This is a genomic window from Chryseobacterium taichungense, assembly GCF_900109935.1.
Lineage (GTDB): Bacteria > Bacteroidota > Bacteroidia > Flavobacteriales > Weeksellaceae > Chryseobacterium > Chryseobacterium taichungense.
On sequence record NZ_FOBV01000005.1, the window covers coordinates 319,691 to 336,844 of the forward strand.

Genomic DNA, 17,154 nt, shown 5'->3' on the forward strand with positions numbered 1-17,154 from the left:
AAATTCAAGTCATCATTTACAAGTAGAAAAAATAAAAAAGCAACTCAATGTTGAGCTGCTTTCATTATGTAAAAATATTATTTGCTTATTTTGTTGTCGCAGGAGTCTGAACCGGTGTATTAGTAGCTGGCACTGTTGTATTGGCAGGCGTTGCAGATTGCTTAGCCGGTGCCTCCTTAGATGCAGGAACCGGTACCGGTGCTGCAGAAGGTTTACCTGTGATCACAACGCTGATCAGAATAAGAACGATAATCGTCGCTCCTAGAGTCCAGGTTGCTTTTTCCATGAAGTCGTTGGTTCTCTGTACCCCAAACTGAGCAGAAGACGCGCCTCCAAATGTACTGGAAAGGCCTCCTCCTTTTGGATTTTGAGCCATAACGATGATTACCAGAAGGATACTGGCGATCATAATAAGAACCATCAATAGTATAAATATAGAATCCATTAATTTGATATCTTTTTGAATGGGCAAATTTAATCTTTTTTTACCGAACGGCAAAGAAAGACATCATCAAATATTTGATAAGAATAAAAAACGGCAACATTTGTTGCCGTTTTTTTTATTAAACATGAAATTCTTATTTAAAATCAGCATCTTTAGCCTGATTTACTTCGTAAGATTTCACTTTCATGGTCATATCCATTCCCATCTGGTTTACAGAGATGGTGTAAGGCATTTTCACACCTGCCACATCTTTATAATCAGAGTAGATGGTAGGAACCGTCATTTCCTGTCCCTGAGCCTTAATTGTTTCTGTTTCTCCGGTTTTCAATCCTGTTTTTACACTGTAATAGTAGGTTGTATCTCCTCCTTTTATCACATAAGAATCTTCACCACCTACTTTTTCAATTCCAGCAAGTTTATATTCTGGTGACTTGGCAAAACCTAATTCTTCAAAAAGCTGTGTATTTTTTTGTTTTTCAGCAATCTCTTCTGCTTTCATAGGTACTTTTTGCCCCATTTGTTCAGAATATCCTGTTTTTCCATCAAATACCTGCTTCTGAACCACTTGTCCCATAGCGGTAACGGTAGTTAATTCCTTTCCACCCTGAGCTTTTATGATTTTAAAATCGATATTCTGCCCCTGCATTGACATTGAAGCTGTCATTGTGTAAGAAGAGATCTTGTCAACATTGGCTTTTCCTCCGATAGCATTGATGTATTTATCTGCAATAGAAGCTACGGTTACACTGGCATCTACTTTCTGAGCCGTTGGTTTTGCTACCGGATTTGCATCTTTATCGTAATATTTTACAGGATAGCCTAATTTCTCCAAGCCTTCAGAAATGTCAGACGCTTTACCGGCGATGAAAATTCTGCTCTTGGTAGGATAAATGGTAGAGCTTACAGCACTTGAAACATCAGCAGCCGTTACTTTATCGATCGATTTAAGATAATTGGTATAGAAATCATCCGGAAGATCCTGAACTTTCTGGTTTAATGCAAATCTTGCAATCGTTGCAGGCTGCTCAAGAGACATAATGAAAGATCCTTTCAGTTTTGCTTTAGCATTTTCCAGTTCTTCAGGTTTTACGGTAGAAATGGAGTTAAGCTCGTTCATAAATTCTTTAACCGCTTTATCCGTTACCTCATTTCTTACGCTTGCACTTGCAGAGAACTGCGGAGAATATTTGCTTGCTACCATGCTGGAATAAGCTCCGTAGGTAAATCCGTTTTTCTCACGAAGATTCATGAAAAGTCTGGCTTCACCTCCACCTCCAAGGATGTAGTTGGCAATTGTTGCAGGGAAGTAGTTCGGATCCTTCATTTTCAGAGTATTCAGGTTGTTTACGGAAACGACAGATTGTACAGCTGAAGGCACGTCTACCACGTCAATTTCTGTAGCAGCTACATTGTTAGCAGGCTCAAGAGGAGTAATCGGTGTGTTGGCTTTTTTCCAGCCTCCGAATGCTTTTTCGATCATAGGTTTTACCTTATCGAATTTTACGTCTCCTACGATTACCAGATAAGCATTGTCCGGAGCGTAGTATTTTTTATACGTATTTTGAACATCAGCTAATTGGATTTTGCTGATCGATTCCACCGTTTCAAATTCTCCTCTTGATGTATTTTTACCATACATCAAAGCGTTGGAAACTCTTGATGCGATAGCAGATGCATTTTTTTCTTCAGACTTTAAACCTTCGATTGCTCTTTCCTTGGAATCTTCAATTTCTTTAGCGGAAAATTTAGGATTGATAATAGCATCGGCCATTAGATTTAAAACCTGAGGAAAGTATTTCGAAAGGGTGTTTGCAGAAGCACCGTTTGAAGAGAAACCAAGATTAGCTCCAAGATAATCCACTTTTTTGTTGAATTCATCTTTGCTCATGGTGGTCGTTCCATTTTCAAACTGTTCTGCCATAATTTCACTTACCCCTGCTACAGGCCCTTCATAGTAAGGAGGTCTGTCCATGGTAAGGCTGGCACTCACTCTTGGCAATTTGTTGTTTTCTACAACCATTACGGTAAGGCCGTTGCTCAGTTGGAAAGTTTTTGGCTTCGCAATGTTGATAGCCGGAGTAGGTCCCGGTTTCGGCATTGCATTAAGGTCAATTTTTTGTGCTGAAATCGTTCCTGCGAATAAAAACGCTGCAGCTATATATGTTAATTGCTTTTTCATTTGTAAAAATTTAATTTTAATAATCAATATGATAACCTAAGATCAGCTATTTACTTTTTTTCAGGTACGTAATTGATGATTATTCTTTGGTTGGAATTAAGATACTTTTTAGCAGCATTCTGAAGATCCTGTCTTGTGATAGATCTGTAAATGTCGATTTCCTTGTTGATAAGATTTGTATTTCCCATCAATACGTGGTTAGTTGCCAATGAAGCGGCGATTCCCTGGATGCTTGAATTCGAGTTTACAAACTGATTTTCAAACTGGTTTTGAAGTTTCTGATAATCTTCTTCAGAAATCAGAGTAGTCTGAAGTTTCTTGATCTCAGCATCGATGTCAGCCTGTAGAGTTGCTTTTGTAGTCTGTCCCATCGGAATAGCAAAGAATGCAAAAATTCCGTAATCTTCAAGACCTTGGTTGAAAGCTGCTACCTGCAATGCTTTTTTCTCCTGATCTACTAATTTTTTGTATAAAACAGAAGATTTTCCGTTGCTCAGGTAAGAAGAAAGCATATCTAAAATATAAGCGTCTTTCTCTTTATTACCCGGAGTTCTGTACGCAAAAACATAAGCAGGAAGCTGGATGTTCGGATCTGTTGCCGTTACTTCTTTTTCCTGAGTGATAGGAGCATCTTTCGGGAAATTTTTAGGATATACTGTTCCTTTTGGAATTCCTCCATAATATTCCTGGATCCATTTCTTAGTCTGCTCGGGTTTGATGTCTCCTGCTACCACTAATGTAGCGTTGTTCGGAACATAATATTTTTTATAAAAAGCTTGAAACTCTTCTAATTTTGCAGAGTTCAGATCTTCCATAGAACCGATCGTAGGCCAGTTGTACGGGTGATTGGTGAATAAATTCTTTTGAATAGTAGTGAAAAGATTTCCGTAAGGCTGGTTGTCCATTCTTAATCTTTTCTCCTCTTTTACAACCTCTCTCTGAGTATCAACCCCAACTTGATTGATTACTGCATGACGCATTCTTTCAGCTTCCATCCAAAGTCCCAGTTGCTCATTATTAGAAGGGAAAGTTTCATAATAATACGTTCTGTCGTTTGTAGTGTTAGCATTATTTTGTCCTCCGTTTGAAGAAACTATCTTGAACCAATCACCTCTTTTAATGTTCGGTGTTCCTTCAAATAAAAGGTGTTCGAAGAAGTGGGCGAAACCTGTTCTGCCCTTTACCTCATCCTTTGCACCAACGTGGTACATTACCCCTGTCGTTACAACCGGTGCTGAATTATCCTGATGAAGGATTACGTGAAGACCGTTTGGTAAGTCATACTCTTCAAATTTAATTTGTTGCGCATTCAGTGCCATTCCGAAGAAAGCTGCTGCAGCAACAGAAAGAAGTCGCTTTTTCATAAAGTAGAAATTGTTTTGTCAATTAGTGCCAAATTTACTTTAATTGTTACAATCTTCAACATAATTTTTTTTGAAATGAAAAGTCATACATTTAATTGAAAATGTCGTTTGTGTGGTATTGTTTAATTTTATTCTGTTAGAAATATGAATTATTTTTACATGATAAAACAATAAAGAATGAAAAGCTTTTTAGAGCAAAACATTTCCCACGATTCTCTTATCACGCTTTTTAGCCAGGCACCTATAGCTGTTTCTTTGCTTATTGGCGACGATTACCGCATTCACAGTGCCAATCCACAAATGCTTGAACTTTGGGGAAAAGATGCTTCCATTATCGGAAAACCTCTGTTTGAGGTGATTCCTGAAATAACTTCTCAGGGTTTTTTAGATATTTTTAAAAAGGTTTATCAAGAAGGAGAAATTTTTAAAGGAAATAAATGGTCTGTATTTCTTGAAAAATATGGTAAATATGAAGAGCACTTCTTTAATTTTATTTATGCCCCTGTTTACAATGACGATAAAAAGATCATCGGAGTAAGTGCTGTGGCTACGGAAGTCACAGATCAGGTCTTGTCTGAAAGAAAATGGAAAGACAGTGAATACCGTTTTGAAGATCTTATTAAAAAATCAGACTACTCTATTGCAATATATCGCACAGAAGATCTTTATATAGAATTTGCCAATGAAAAGATGCTGAAAACATGGGGGAAAAATGCTTCAGTAATCAATATGAAACTTGAAGATGCGCTTCCTGAGTTGGAGGGACAGCCGTTTATAGGTATTCTTAAAAATATTTTTAAAACCGGTGAAACTTATGCTGCAAAAGAAGATAGAGCAGATCTTGTTGTAGACGGAAAGCTTCAGACCTTCTACTATAATTTTTCATACAAACCCCTTAAAAATTCTGATGGTCAGGTATATGCTATCCTCAATATGGCTGTGGACGTTACAGATCTTGTGATCGCACGGAAAGAAATCCAGGAAAGAGAAAAGAAATTTCGTGACCTCGCAAATTCAATGCCTCAGTTTGTCTGGACTTGTGATGATAAAGGAGAAATCACCTATATGAACGACAGCTGGTACAGATACACAGGCTCAACAGCAGGTGAAAATCAAACCAAAATTATTAAAAAGATGATGCGACCGGAAGCTGTAGAAAACGTTAACAGCATGTGGAATGAATGTATCAGAACAAACAATCCTTTTGTGATGGAATATGAGCTTGAAGATCCTCATCACAAAGGAAATTATCGCTGGTTTCTCGGAAGAGCCGTGCCAAATTTTTCAGAAAACGGAGAAGTGAAACAATGGACAGGAACTTTTACCGATATCGACGAATTCAAGCAGCTTGAAGCCCAAAAGGATAATTTCCTTGGAATTGCCAGCCATGAATTAAAAACACCACTAACCAGCCTTAAGTTATATACACAGTTCATTAAAACAAATCTTGAGAAGGCAGGTGACCCTAAAAATGCAGAAGTTGCCAGAAGAATGGATTACCAGATTGATCTTCTTACAGGTCTTATCAGCGAGCTGCTGGATGTTACCAAAATACAGAAAGGCCAGATTCAGCTGAATGAATCGTACTTTGATTTTGATAAGCTGGTAGATGAAGTGGTTGAAGAGCAGCAGATGACAGCGAGGCACAAACTTTTTGTAAGCAGAATTAATAAAGTAGGAGAAGTGTTTGCAGACCGTCACAGGATTTCACAGGTCATGGCAAATCTTATCAGCAATGCGATCAAATATTCACCGGAAGCAGATCAGGTACATATTTCTACCTGTCTGGATGGGAATGACGCCCGGTTCAATGTAAAAGATTTTGGCATTGGAATTCCGGAAGATCAGCAATCGAAAGTTTTTGATCAGTATTACCGTATCAGTGCATCCAGAGACTATACTTTTCCGGGACTCGGTCTGGGTTTGTATATCTCGTCCGAAATCATAAAAAGAACAGGCGGGAAAATTTTTGTTACGTCTGTAGAAGGAGAAGGGTCTGATTTTTGCTTCAGAATCCCCAAGAATAAAAAATAATTAGTTTACCATGTCTAATGCTGCAAAAATTATGGTAGTGGATGACAGTCCCGCGATTGTTGATTCTATTGAAATGATGTTGGATTTTGAGGGATTTGAAGTTGCCAAATTTTATAAAGGTTCAGAAATGTATAGTGCACTAGACCCCAATATGAAACCTGATGTTATATTAATGGATATGTGGCTTTCCGGTGAAGACGGCAGAGATTTCTGCAAACTCATCAAAGCGCACGAAAACTTTCAGGATATTCCTGTACTGATCATGTCGGCGAGTCGCGGACTGGAGCAATCAGCACTCGATGCCGGAGCAAATGAGTTTATTGCCAAACCCTTTGATCTGGGGCATATGGTAGACCGAATCAGGCATTATTTGAAATAATCTTACATAAACCGGTAGTTTTCTGCCGGTTGTTTTATTTTAAGAATATATAGTAAGATATTTTCCGGAAACTTATTTACTAGGGTGCAACCAACTTTCCGGAACACCAGAAAGTTTGTTGCAGAGGTGCGACGGCTTTTCTGTGCTACCAGAAAACTCCTTGCAAGGGTGCGAGAAGCTTTCTGGAAAGCTACAAACTGTTTTATAACAAACAACGCAAAACCAAAGTTTGAATTCTCCATATAATACACTAATTTTGTGTTCCCAAAAATTTTTGCAGCATGGAGGATTATTTGAAAGGACTGAATGAATCACAATTTGAAGCCGTTACCACATTACAGGGGCCATTAATGGTTCTTGCAGGAGCGGGTTCCGGGAAGACACGTGTACTTACCATGCGTATCGCGCACCTCATTACAAACGGTGTGGATCCTTTTAATATTTTAGCTTTAACCTTTACCAACAAGGCGGCAAAAGAAATGAAGGAACGTATCGCTAAAGTAGTGGGGCAAAGCAATGCAAAAAGCCTTTGGATGGGAACTTTTCACTCGGTTTTTGCAAGGATTCTCAGAAGCGAGGCCCATTATCTGGGGTATCCTTCCAATTTTACGATTTACGATCAGCAGGATGCTCTAAACGTTATTAAAAAGGTGCTGAAAGATATGAATATCGATGCCGACCTTTATAAGCCCAAAAAAGTTCAGGCAAGAATTTCCACCTATAAAAATAATCTCATTACCGTAAAGGCATATTATGCCAATCCGGAACTTATGGAGGCCGACGAAAAAGCCAATATGAAATTCATCGGGCAGATCTACCAGCGATATGTTGAACAATGTTTCAAAAACGGATCTATGGATTTCGATGATTTGCTTTTGAAAACCAATGAATTATTAACTAGATTTCCTGAAGTGCTGGCTAAATATCAGGATCGATTCAGATATATTCTGGTGGATGAGTACCAAGATACCAACCATTCGCAGTACCTTATTGTAAAAGCTTTAGCTTCAAAATTTGAAAATATATGTGTGGTGGGAGACGATGCACAATCGATTTACTCTTTCCGTGGCGCAAATATTTATAATATCTTAAATTTCAAAAAAGATTATCCTGATGCAGTAACGGTTTCGTTGGAACAAAACTACCGTTCTACACAGAATATCGTGAATGCGGCCAATGTGGTGATCGCAAAAAACCTTCAGCAGTTTAAGAAAAATGTTTTCAGTGAAAATGAAGAAGGGGACAAGATTAAAGTCTACCGTTCTCTTTCTGATGCAGATGAAGCCAACTTTGTCGCCGGAAATATTTGGGAAACCAGAAACCGTGAACAGAGAAAATACAGTGATTTCGCGATTCTTTACCGAACTAACTCGCAGACACGTGCCTTTGAAGACGCATTAAGAAGAAAAAATATTCCGTATAAAGTTTACGGAGGTTTATCTTTCTATCAAAGGAAAGAAGTAAAGGATTTGATCGCCTATCTGAGACTTTTGGTGAATGAAAATGATTCGGAGGCTCTGATGCGGATTATCAATTATCCTGCAAGGGGAATCGGTGAGACGACTCAGAACAAACTGGTGGTATTTGCCGACGCTCAGAATGTTTCTGTATCAAAAGTATTAGACAATCTTCCGATGTATTCGCCTCATTTAGGCTTTAACAATGGAGTTTTAAACAAGCTGAACGACTTCTGGTCGATGATCAAGGCATTCCAGGTATTGCTGAAAACGGAAACTGCTTATAATGTCGCCATGGAAGTAGCAAAAAGAAGCGGGTTGATTAAATTTTTAAAAGACGATCAGACTCCGGAGGGGATTTCCCGTGTAGAGAATGTTCAGGAATTAATGAACTCGATGCAGGGATTCATCGAAGAACAAATGCAGCTGGAAGACGGAGATCCGAGTTTACCGAACTTCCTGGAAAATATTGCGCTTTCGGCTGATACACAGGACAAGAATAATGAAGAAGATATGGTTTCGTTGATGACCATTCACCTTTCAAAAGGACTTGAATTTCCGGTTGTACATCTTGTTGGACTTGAAGAAAATCTTTTCCCAAGTTTTATGAGTTCTGCCACAAGAGAAGATCTTGAAGAAGAAAGACGATTATTCTATGTAGCACTGACCAGAGCTGAGAAGCAGGCATTTTTCTCCTATGCGATTTCACGATTTCAGTGGGGGAAAATTACCGATGCAGAGCCATCAAGATTCTTAAGTGAAATCGATGATCAATATATCGAATTTGTAAACCCGGCAATCGAAAAGCGTTTTATTAATAATGCAGGATTAAAGTCAAATATTTTCGACGAACATCCGTCTGAAATGAGAAGCTTTAAAAAGGTTGAAAAGAAAACCATTGAAAGAGGTTCAGATTCTAAACCTATTGCCGAACCGAGAAAGCTAAAACCGGTAAGTACGGCAAAAATTATTAATCCAAGCGGCGCTTCTTCCCAGGATATTGAAGTCGGTGATAAAGTGAGACACGACCGTTTCGGTGTCGGTGAAGTGACTTTTCTGGATGGTACCGATCCACAGAATATCAAAGCGAAAGTGGTTTTCCAGCATGAAGGGGAGAAGAATCTCATTCTTAAATATGCTAAATTAACTAAGATTTAAAAAACATATATAGCGTCTTTAATTTTCCGTATTTAATTAGTCTATAAATTTTGTGGACTAATAAATATGATTTACATTTGCTCCTTCAAATATTAAAAAAGAGAAATGTATGAAAAACAAAAAAGCTATTTTTTCGACTTCAGTATTGTTTTTTCTGGGAACATTTGCATTCGCACAGGAAAAAGATACTGTAAAAACCAATAATTTAGAGGAAGTTGTCATCTTAGGATCCAGAAGCGGAGCAAGATCAAAAGCAGACAGCCCGGTTCCGGTGGATGTTTTCAATATTAAAGAATCTTCGGTGATCTTACCACAGACCAATGTAGCACAAATCCTCAATGCCATTGCACCATCATTTACCTCAACCATACAAACTAATGCAGACGGGACCGATCATCTGGATCCTGCGCAGCTGAGAGGGCTTGGTCCGGATCAGGTACTGGTTTTGGTAAACGGAAAAAGGAGGCATACATCTGCACTGGTAAATGTAAACGGATCACCGGGAAGAGGAACTGTAGGAACAGACTTAAATGCGATTCCGTCTTTTGCGATCAACAGAATTGAGGTATTAAGAGATGGAGCTTCCGCACAATATGGTTCTGATGCCATTGCCGGGGTCATTAATTTAGGCCTCAAAAGAGACACCGGGAAACTTACCGGGCAATTAAGCTATGGCGGAAATCTTACATCTGCCGCAAATGATCACACTGGAGATTTTGACGGACAGAATATTCAGGTTGATCTAAATTATGGAAACAAAATCGGAAAAAGAGGAGGATTTTACAATATAACCTGGACGTCACAGTTTAGAAATCCTACTTTCAGAGCGGGCACTGAGAGCGGAAATATTTTCAATGCTTACAATGCAATTGAACAGCGTGCTTTAAATAATGGAGTCAATCTTTCCTCATTGTTCAGCAATATTAATACTACACCAAACTCACAGCAGATTATTAATTATATCCATCAATATGCGCAAGAGGTAAACTATTTTTCCCAGACTTTTCAGGATCAGATCCAGTCGGCAAATACAATATCTGCTTTGCAGGGAATTTTGGGTGACAATGTAACTGATCAGGAACTTGCGTACCGTGGGCTTACGAGAAAAGATTTTAATATGCAGGTCGGACATTCGAAACTGAATAACCACCAGCTTTTCGCAAATATCGAAGTTCCGCTGAATGACAACTGGAAGCTATATACTTTTGGAGGATACAGCTTCAGACACGGTACCTCCGGAGGTTTCTACAGAAGGCCTAACCAAAGCAGAACCTTTACAGGATTATATCCAAGCGGATATTTGCCACAGATAGGAACCGATATTCAGGACCTCTCTCTTTCTGCAGGAATCAAAGGAGACTGGAAAGGCTGGAATATTGATTTCAGCAATACATTCGGACAGAATTCTTTTAATTACGACATTAAAAATACAGGAAATACTTCTTTAAGATTTAATTCTCCAAATGAATTTGATGCAGGAGGATTAAGGTTTTCCCAAAATACCATCAACCTGGATTTTTCAAAAAAATATAATGTTTGGAGCGGTATCAACATTGCCTTTGGAGCAGAACACCGTTATGAAAACTTTAAAATAACGGCAGGAGAGGAAGCTTCTTATTCTACCTATGATGTTTCCGGAAATCTATGGAACGGAAATTCGGTTCGCCCAACCGATTTTTTCGGTGCTGCTCTTCCTGGAGGTTCACAGGTATTCAGTGGATTTAAGCCGGAGAATGCTGTTAATAAAAACAGACAGGCTATTGCAGGATATGCAGATTTTGAGTTAAACTTTACAGACTGGCTTTTAGCTGATGCGGCCGTGAGGTATGAAAATTATTCAGATTTCGGGTCTACATTTAATTACAAACTGGCTTCCAGAATTAAACTAAACAAAGACCTTAATTTCAGATTTGCGGGTTCTACCGGATTCAGGGCGCCTTCCATCCATCAGATCTATTATAATGTAACTTCCACTTTATTTACCAACGGACAGCTCCTGGAAGTGGGAACCTTTAGCAACGATTCCAGAATCGCCAATTTATTGGGAATACCAAGTCTAAAACAGGAAACCTCAAAATCTGCAAGTGTAGGATTTACCTATAGAATTCCTGCTGCAAATCTAAGTTTTACGGCAGACGGATATTTCACAAGAATCGATAACAGGATTCTTCTTACGGGACAGTTCACAAGAGCTGCCGTTTCTCCACAAGCTCAGGCTGCTTTCGATGCTGCAGATGTAAATGCAGCGCAGTTTTTTACCAATGCAATAGATACCGAAACTAAAGGACTGGATGTGGTCATAAGCCACAATATAAAATTTTCCGGTGCTAAACTGGATAATAATTTTGCCATTAATCTCAACAGAACCAAAAAAGTAGGAGATATCCATTCTTCAGGATCATTGCAGTCTCCTAGTTTAGAGAATATCTATTTTTCTGAAGCTTCGAGAATTTACCTGGAAGAAGCCGTACCAAGAGTAAAAGCAAGTTTATCTAATCAGCTTAGCTGGGGGAAAGCAATTTTCTATCTTCGAAATACCTATTTTGGTAAAGTAACAAGTCCTGATATCATTGATGCCAATGGAGACGGTGTTATTTCAACAAATGAACATCAGGAAATTACAGCTAAAATTATTACCGATGTGTCTTTAGCATATCAGTTTACAAAGAATATAGGACTTACGGCAGGGGTGAATAATCTGTTCGATATTTATCCGACAAAGAATCTTCCTGCATCCAGTAACAATGATCAGTTTGTTTATTCTCGCTCCACCTCTCAGTTTGGGCAGAACGGAAGGTTTGTGTTTACCAGACTTAATTTCAATTTTTAAGCATTGTTTTTATACTGACAATATAATGAATCCGGATATTCCGGATTCATTTTTTATTTTACTGACTGGCAATTTGTATCTTTAAACCATAAAAAGTTTATAATGAAAAAGATTCTCGTATTTTTAATTATCACCGTATTTTCACTACCATTATTTTCTCAGGAATATAATACGATCCAAAATATTCACTATTATGACAACAAGACAAATGCTTCAGATGCTTATATCAACGAAAGATGTGTTTTGGATATGTATGTTCCAAAAAATGGTAAGAATTTTCCGACGGTGATCTGGTTTCATGGCGGCGGCCTGACGGGTGGACAAAAAGAAATTCCCGAAGCTCTAAAAAATAAAGGTGTTGCAGTGATTGGCGTTAATTACAGACTTTCACCAAAAGTAAACGCCCCGAAATATATTGAAGATGCAGCAGCAGCGACAGCCTGGGCTTTTAACAATATTAAAAAATACGGCGGAGATGAAAATAAGATTTTTATTTCAGGCCATTCTGCGGGAGGTTATCTTGCCATTATGGTTGGTTTGAATAAAATGTACCTTAAAAAATACGGAATCGATGCCAATCAATTGGCTGGTATTGTACCTTTCAGCGGGCAGATGATCTCTCATTTTACAGCAAGAAAGGAAAAAGGAATTGATGAGCTGGATGCAAGAATCGATGATATGGCACCTCTTCATTTTATAAGAGCAGACGCTCCGCCATTGTTATTAATTACCGGTGATCGCGAAAAAGAGCTTTTGGGACGATACGAAGAAAATGCCTATATGGCCCGAATGATGAAGCTGAAAGGTCATAAAGAAACAACTTTATATGAACTTCAGGGATTTGATCATGTGGGAATGGCACAACCCGCATTTCCTTTGCTGCTCAATGAAATTAAAAGAGTAAAAAAATAAATTTTAATAAAAATTATTTACCATAAAAGCCGATTCTATATTATAGAATCGGCTTTTATAATTATAGATTATTTCTTTTTTGAGATAATGAAATTTACCATTTCATCAGTCAGCTGATCTAGATAAGCCTTATCTGTCGTGCCGAAGCCATGTGTGCCGTCTTTTACAACGACTAATGTTGCTTCTACATTTTCTTTTTTGAGTTTTCTTGCCAGTTTTTTTGAATGTTTTAAAGGCGCAACTTTATCCTTATTTCCATGCAGAATAAAAGTAGGAACACCATTTTCCACATCATTGATGGGAGAAACTGTTTCAAGATAATTAATCGCTTTTCTTTTCTCTGTTTTGATGCTGTAGCCTGAAATTCCGAAAACCAGCTTTTCTCTGATTTCGACAATAGGCTTAAAAAATAATCCTACAACTGCTACCGGAACTTTTCCTAGTCTGGTATGCAGAAGTTTATTAAGATCTGTCGGTCCAAAATTATCTACCACATAGTTTACTTTAGCCGAATATGCTGCAAGCTCCTGACTTCCTTTATATTCGCTATCGCCCGTATAGGCAGCAAGTAGTGAAAGGTGGGCACCCGATGAAACACCGAAATATCCAATATTATTGGGATCAAAATTATATTTTTCTGCATTTTTACGTATCCATCGTACGGCATCTTTGGTATCTTCAATCGGTAAGGGAAAATGAATTTTATCGCTGACCAATGTATAGTCAATACTGATGACGGCGAAGTTTTTTTCAACTAATTTTAATATGAAACTTTCAATATAATTATTGGCTCCTACTGTTTTATCACCTTTAGCCCATGCTCCGCCATGTACATAAATTACAACCGGCAGTTTTCCGTCAACGGAATTTTTAGGTTTATAAACATCCAGCCTTACCGGACTGCCAGCTGAATTTGTTTTGTAGATGATGTTTTCAGAGAAAGCAGTTTTTTCTGGAAGCAGTGTACTGGCGGGAAGTTTCATCTCCGGTAATTCCTGTGAATATCCAGAATGATAAATGCTTAAAAAGAAAACAAAAAACAGGTTTATCATAAACCTGTCCATTAATTTATTGTTCGTAGAAAATTTCATAAAATAAATTTTTGCTGAGTTTCATTTTCAAACCCCTCAAAAACTTTACCAAACCCAGATCATTGTATATTGGTTAAAGAATAAGCTCTTCAAAGAGCTTATTAAAAGTTTTCTCCAGATCTTTCGATTTTCCCGGATGAGGTCTGGAAGTCTGTACCACAGAGCTTCTGACTGCAGTAAGCCAACGGAAACGTTCTGGAATTTCAAGCTGAGCAATGGGACCACCATCTTTATCGCCATTTGCAATTTTCTGAAAGCTTTCAAGATTCTGGATGATGTCATCGTAATCGAGCTTGCTCCTCATGAGCTTAAATTTATCAGGACACAAATAAAAAGCTACTTTGATAAATTTTTCCTTCTTTGAAAACATCACCAGCCCGATGTTGAAGAACTCTTCTCTTTCCACCTTTGGTACCAAGCGTATCACAGCGTATTCGTAAATTTTATCCTCTTGCATTTTTGGCTTCGTTTAAAAAGATTTCAGAATTTTCCAGTCTTGTTTTCAGGAAATTAAAATAGATGTCGCGAATTTCTTCCGGGTTTTCATCAGCATCGTTCCAGTGCAACCAGTCTTCGGGAATCAGGTTAACGATTTCCCTGAAAATATTTTCATTCAAAACTTCTTTTGCAAATTGATCGGCTTCATCCAACTTTGCAGCCTGTGGAAGAAGAACATGGTCTTTTACATATTGGAAAGGTGTTTTTGCAGCAGTGTAAAAATTTTGCCACGAATGATGGAAGTAGAAGGAAGCTCCATTGTCAATGACCCACAATTCTTTGTGCCACATGAGAAGATTGGTATTTTTAAAAGTACGGTCAATATTGGTGATAAACGCATCCAGCCATACAATTTTTGATGCCAGTAGCGGATCAATCTTTACACTCGGATCATAAGCAATTGATCCGGAAAGGTAATGCAACCCTAGATTCAAACCTTCTGAAAATTTCAGCAGGTCTTGTATTTCTTCGTCGGCCTCAGTTCTCCCGAAATCAACATCAAGATTTACAAAAACCAGCTCAGGAATTTTTAATCCTAAAGCTTCGGCGATTTTTCCACCCAAAAGTTCTGAAATCAGCATTTTAACTCCATGACCGGCACCACGGAATTTTAAAACATATTTAAAATCATCATCAGCCTCTGCCAGCGCAGGAAGAGAACCTCCCTCACGAAGTGGCAGTATGTAACGCATTACGGTTACCGTTCTTAAATCCAACATAGAGCAAAAATAAGATTTTTACTTTGTGTTTATTTCTATTTTTGATATTTTTAAGTAAAAATCGATTTGATTTTAAATAAAAGTAAATATGAATATCATCAGAAAACAAAATATTATCATCCCAAACCCAGAAACCAAAAATTTTCTTGCCGATGCTTTTTATCCTGAAGAAGTAGAAAAACTGCCGCTTGTTATTTTCGTTCACGGTTATAAAGGATATAAGGACTGGGGAGCATGGAATCTTATGGCAGAGAAAATTGCGAAAGCCGGATTCTTCTTTGTTAAATTTAATTTTTCACACAATGGAACAACGATAGCAGAGCCTAATAGTTTTGCTGATTTGGAAGCGTTTGGAAACAATAATTATTCAAAAGAGCTTTCTGATCTTGGTGTAGTGATTGACCATTTTAGTCAGCACGAGAAAGTTGATGATCATAAAATCATTGTAATCGGACACAGTAGAGGAGGTGGAATTTCTATCATTAAAACGTACGAAGATGAGAGGATTAATGGCCTGATAACACTGGCGAGTGTTGATTCTCTTGATCGTTTTCCTAAAAATGAAGCTTTTGAGCAATGGAAAAGAGAAGGGGTCTATTATGTTATTAATGGACGAACGAAACAGGAGATGCCCCACTACTATCAGTTTTATGAAGATTATGAAAAGGACATTCATCGTTTTGATGTCGAAAGAGCGACGGAAATGGCTAAAGCTCATTTTCTCATTATTCATGGTACGCATGATGAAAGCGTAAGTGTGAAAAATGCAGAGCATCTTCATCTTTTGCATCCGAATTCCGAGCTTTATTTAATAGAAAATGCGGACCATACTTTTGGCGCAAAAGAACCTTGGGAAGGCAACGAATTACCAATTTATCTTAAAGAGGTTACAGAAAAATGTATTGATTTTATTAAAGAAAAGATGTTTCTGTAATATTTTTCATAACTTAGTGATTAATATAAACCACTAAAAATCAATTATTATGAAAAATTCAAATTTAAAAAATGCTCAGAAATTAAGCAGAGAATCTCAAAAACAAATTCTTGGAGGAGATTTGATTTTAGTATGTGCAACTGGTTGTCACAGAAATTATCTGAGTGACGGATCAGGCAGATGCATTGTACCTCCATGTACGTCACCTAATTTTGGTACAGAAAGCCAAGATGCTAATGGCCGTTGGCAATGTTGTTATTAAAACTTTGATATTATAAAAGGAGCGAAATTTTTCGCTCCTTTACTTTTATTTAATTAAAATCCTCCAGGCTTCATCAATTTTGCTTTCAAGAAGCAATTTTTGTGCGCTCTGATGAACAATTTCGTCGGCATAAAAATCTCCTTCAGGCAGTACTTCAATATTGGCCAACATTCCCAGATCATTTCCTGTAAATACTTTGCTATATTTAATCTGATCAGGAAGAAGATCGAATCCGATGCCCTTGGTTACTAACGGTTTGGGAACTTCAAAAAGATTGTTTTCGTTATTTCTTGAATACCAGTTGCTTCCAAGGCGGGCGACCATATCGAGTTTTGCCTGATCAAGATTTCCTTCTTCATTCAGGTATTCTTCCCTGATATGAATTTTCTGAACCTCACAAATCACTAGATTTCCTGCACCGCCCTGATCACCTAATGGTTTTACTTCTAAAACTTTACATTCAAAATTTACAGGGCATTCTTCAATTAATTTAGGCTGAATCAGATCAGCTTCTTTCATAGTCAGTCCCGATTTGATGAATTCATTTACGCCGTCGCCATATTCCGTAGAAGCTAATGAAATCTGCTGTACAATTGGGAAATTTACAGTTCCTATAACAACTTCAGGGACCTCAAGGATGTTTTCTAAGGTATGTTTTGTCGTATTGTCGCGTACTCTTCTCGACGGTGAAAAAATCAAAATCGGCGGCACCGTGCTGAACATATTAAAGAAACTGAACGGCGATAAATTGCTGTTGCCATTTTTATCAACCGTTGACGCCAATGCAATCGGCCTCGGTGAAATCGCGGTCTGCATTACGGTCTGCAGCTGGACGGGAGTTATTTCGGATGGGATGAGTGTTTTCATTTTTCTATCAACCACAAAAGTCACA

At 38.0% G+C, this 17,154-nt stretch carries 15 protein-coding genes; 7 read left to right on the plus strand and 8 right to left on the minus strand.

Going from position 1 to position 17,154, the window contains the following annotated elements:
* Nucleotides 1–85: 85 nt before the first annotated feature.
* The 3 genes from secG to BMW64_RS13105 form a co-directional block, all read right to left on the minus strand.
* On the minus strand, nt 86–445 hold the full coding sequence (gene secG, locus BMW64_RS13095) for a preprotein translocase subunit SecG (protein ID WP_090000446.1): 360 nt from the start codon (nt 443–445) through the stop codon (nt 86–88).
* Between the two features lie 133 nt (nt 446–578).
* Nucleotides 579–2,624 (minus strand): M16 family metallopeptidase, encoded by a 2,046-nt coding sequence (locus BMW64_RS13100; RefSeq protein ID WP_090000399.1) that lies wholly within the window; start codon nt 2,622–2,624, stop codon nt 579–581.
* A 50-nt stretch (nt 2,625–2,674) separates the two neighbouring features.
* Complete coding sequence (locus BMW64_RS13105; protein WP_090000400.1) at nt 2,675–3,988, minus strand: M16 family metallopeptidase; 1,314 nt, start codon at nt 3,986–3,988, stop codon at nt 2,675–2,677.
* Between the two features lie 177 nt (nt 3,989–4,165).
* On the opposite strand from BMW64_RS13105, the gene BMW64_RS13110 reads away from it, so the two are divergent.
* Nucleotides 4,166–6,022, plus strand: coding sequence for a PAS domain-containing protein (locus BMW64_RS13110; RefSeq protein ID WP_090000401.1), 1,857 nt, complete (start codon nt 4,166–4,168; stop codon nt 6,020–6,022).
* A 10-nt stretch (nt 6,023–6,032) separates the two neighbouring features.
* Nucleotides 6,033–6,401, plus strand: coding sequence for a response regulator transcription factor (locus BMW64_RS13115; RefSeq protein WP_090000402.1), 369 nt, complete (start codon nt 6,033–6,035; stop codon nt 6,399–6,401).
* Nucleotides 6,402–6,403: 2 nt separating this feature from the next.
* On the opposite strand, the gene BMW64_RS20710 is transcribed toward BMW64_RS13115, so the two are convergent.
* Nucleotides 6,404–6,643, minus strand: a complete 240-nt coding sequence (locus BMW64_RS20710; protein WP_177175291.1) for a hypothetical protein — start codon at nt 6,641–6,643, stop codon at nt 6,404–6,406.
* A 39-nt stretch (nt 6,644–6,682) separates the two neighbouring features.
* Between BMW64_RS20710 and BMW64_RS13120 the strand changes: the two genes are divergently transcribed.
* The 3 genes from BMW64_RS13120 to BMW64_RS13130 all read left to right on the plus strand — a co-directional run bounded on the left by BMW64_RS13120 (nt 6,683) and on the right by BMW64_RS13130 (nt 12,758).
* On the plus strand, nt 6,683–9,016 hold the full coding sequence (locus BMW64_RS13120) for an ATP-dependent helicase (protein WP_090000403.1): 2,334 nt from the start codon (nt 6,683–6,685) through the stop codon (nt 9,014–9,016).
* A 109-nt stretch (nt 9,017–9,125) separates the two neighbouring features.
* Nucleotides 9,126–11,846: a TonB-dependent receptor plug domain-containing protein gene (locus BMW64_RS13125; RefSeq protein ID WP_090000404.1), complete on the plus strand. Its 2,721-nt coding sequence runs from the start codon at nt 9,126–9,128 to the stop codon at nt 11,844–11,846.
* A gap of 102 nt (nt 11,847–11,948) precedes the next feature.
* Nucleotides 11,949–12,758, plus strand: a complete 810-nt coding sequence (locus BMW64_RS13130) for an alpha/beta hydrolase (protein ID WP_090000405.1) — start codon at nt 11,949–11,951, stop codon at nt 12,756–12,758.
* Nucleotides 12,759–12,826: 68 nt separating this feature from the next.
* Here the strand turns inward: BMW64_RS13130 and BMW64_RS13135 are convergent, their stop codons facing one another.
* The 3 genes from BMW64_RS13135 to BMW64_RS13145 all read right to left on the minus strand — a co-directional run bounded on the left by BMW64_RS13135 (nt 12,827) and on the right by BMW64_RS13145 (nt 15,066).
* Nucleotides 12,827–13,849, minus strand: a complete 1,023-nt coding sequence (locus BMW64_RS13135) for an alpha/beta hydrolase (RefSeq protein WP_090000406.1) — start codon at nt 13,847–13,849, stop codon at nt 12,827–12,829.
* Between the two features lie 73 nt (nt 13,850–13,922).
* Nucleotides 13,923–14,306, minus strand: coding sequence for a DUF3037 domain-containing protein (locus BMW64_RS13140; RefSeq protein ID WP_090000407.1), 384 nt, complete (start codon nt 14,304–14,306; stop codon nt 13,923–13,925).
* Entirely contained in the window at nt 14,293–15,066 is a 774-nt protein-coding gene (locus BMW64_RS13145; RefSeq protein WP_090000408.1) for a HipA family kinase, read from the minus strand. Before BMW64_RS13145 ends, BMW64_RS13140 begins: the two co-directional genes overlap by 14 nt.
* 88 nt (nt 15,067–15,154) lie before the next feature.
* Between BMW64_RS13145 and BMW64_RS13150 the strand changes: the two genes are divergently transcribed.
* Together BMW64_RS13150 and BMW64_RS20490 are read left to right on the plus strand one after the other, a co-directional pair.
* Nucleotides 15,155–16,000 (plus strand): alpha/beta hydrolase family protein, encoded by an 846-nt coding sequence (locus tag BMW64_RS13150; protein ID WP_090000409.1) that lies wholly within the window; start codon nt 15,155–15,157, stop codon nt 15,998–16,000.
* A 49-nt stretch (nt 16,001–16,049) separates the two neighbouring features.
* Nucleotides 16,050–16,262, plus strand: a complete 213-nt coding sequence (locus tag BMW64_RS20490; protein ID WP_143052701.1) for a hypothetical protein — start codon at nt 16,050–16,052, stop codon at nt 16,260–16,262.
* A gap of 45 nt (nt 16,263–16,307) precedes the next feature.
* Here the strand turns inward: BMW64_RS20490 and BMW64_RS13155 are convergent, their stop codons facing one another.
* Complete coding sequence (locus tag BMW64_RS13155) at nt 16,308–17,129, minus strand: flavin reductase family protein (protein WP_090000410.1); 822 nt, start codon at nt 17,127–17,129, stop codon at nt 16,308–16,310.
* Between the last annotated feature and the right edge of the window lie 25 nt (nt 17,130–17,154).

Excerpts from the sequence above, each read along its gene's own strand:
- secG (WP_090000446.1), bottom strand. The coding sequence starts at position 445 with ATGGATTCTATATTTATACTATTGATGGTTCTTATTATGATCGCCAGT.
- BMW64_RS13100 (WP_090000399.1), bottom strand. The coding sequence starts at position 2,624 with ATGAAAAAGCAATTAACATATATAGCTGCAGCGTTTTTATTCGCAGGA.
- BMW64_RS13105 (WP_090000400.1), bottom strand. The coding sequence starts at position 3,988 with ATGAAAAAGCGACTTCTTTCTGTTGCTGCAGCAGCTTTCTTCGGAATG.
- BMW64_RS13110 (WP_090000401.1), top strand. The coding sequence starts at position 4,166 with ATGAAAAGCTTTTTAGAGCAAAACATTTCCCACGATTCTCTTATCACG.
- BMW64_RS13115 (WP_090000402.1), top strand. The coding sequence starts at position 6,033 with ATGTCTAATGCTGCAAAAATTATGGTAGTGGATGACAGTCCCGCGATT.
- BMW64_RS20710 (WP_177175291.1), bottom strand. The coding sequence starts at position 6,643 with ATGGAGAATTCAAACTTTGGTTTTGCGTTGTTTGTTATAAAACAGTTT.
- BMW64_RS13120 (WP_090000403.1), top strand. The coding sequence starts at position 6,683 with ATGGAGGATTATTTGAAAGGACTGAATGAATCACAATTTGAAGCCGTT.
- BMW64_RS13125 (WP_090000404.1), top strand. The coding sequence starts at position 9,126 with ATGAAAAACAAAAAAGCTATTTTTTCGACTTCAGTATTGTTTTTTCTG.
- BMW64_RS13130 (WP_090000405.1), top strand. The coding sequence starts at position 11,949 with ATGAAAAAGATTCTCGTATTTTTAATTATCACCGTATTTTCACTACCA.
- BMW64_RS13135 (WP_090000406.1), bottom strand. The coding sequence starts at position 13,849 with ATGAAATTTTCTACGAACAATAAATTAATGGACAGGTTTATGATAAAC.
- BMW64_RS13140 (WP_090000407.1), bottom strand. The coding sequence starts at position 14,306 with ATGCAAGAGGATAAAATTTACGAATACGCTGTGATACGCTTGGTACCA.
- BMW64_RS13145 (WP_090000408.1), bottom strand. The coding sequence starts at position 15,066 with ATGTTGGATTTAAGAACGGTAACCGTAATGCGTTACATACTGCCACTT.
- BMW64_RS13150 (WP_090000409.1), top strand. The coding sequence starts at position 15,155 with ATGAATATCATCAGAAAACAAAATATTATCATCCCAAACCCAGAAACC.
- BMW64_RS20490 (WP_143052701.1), top strand. The coding sequence starts at position 16,050 with ATGAAAAATTCAAATTTAAAAAATGCTCAGAAATTAAGCAGAGAATCT.
- BMW64_RS13155 (WP_090000410.1), bottom strand. The coding sequence starts at position 17,129 with ATGAAAACACTCATCCCATCCGAAATAACTCCCGTCCAGCTGCAGACC.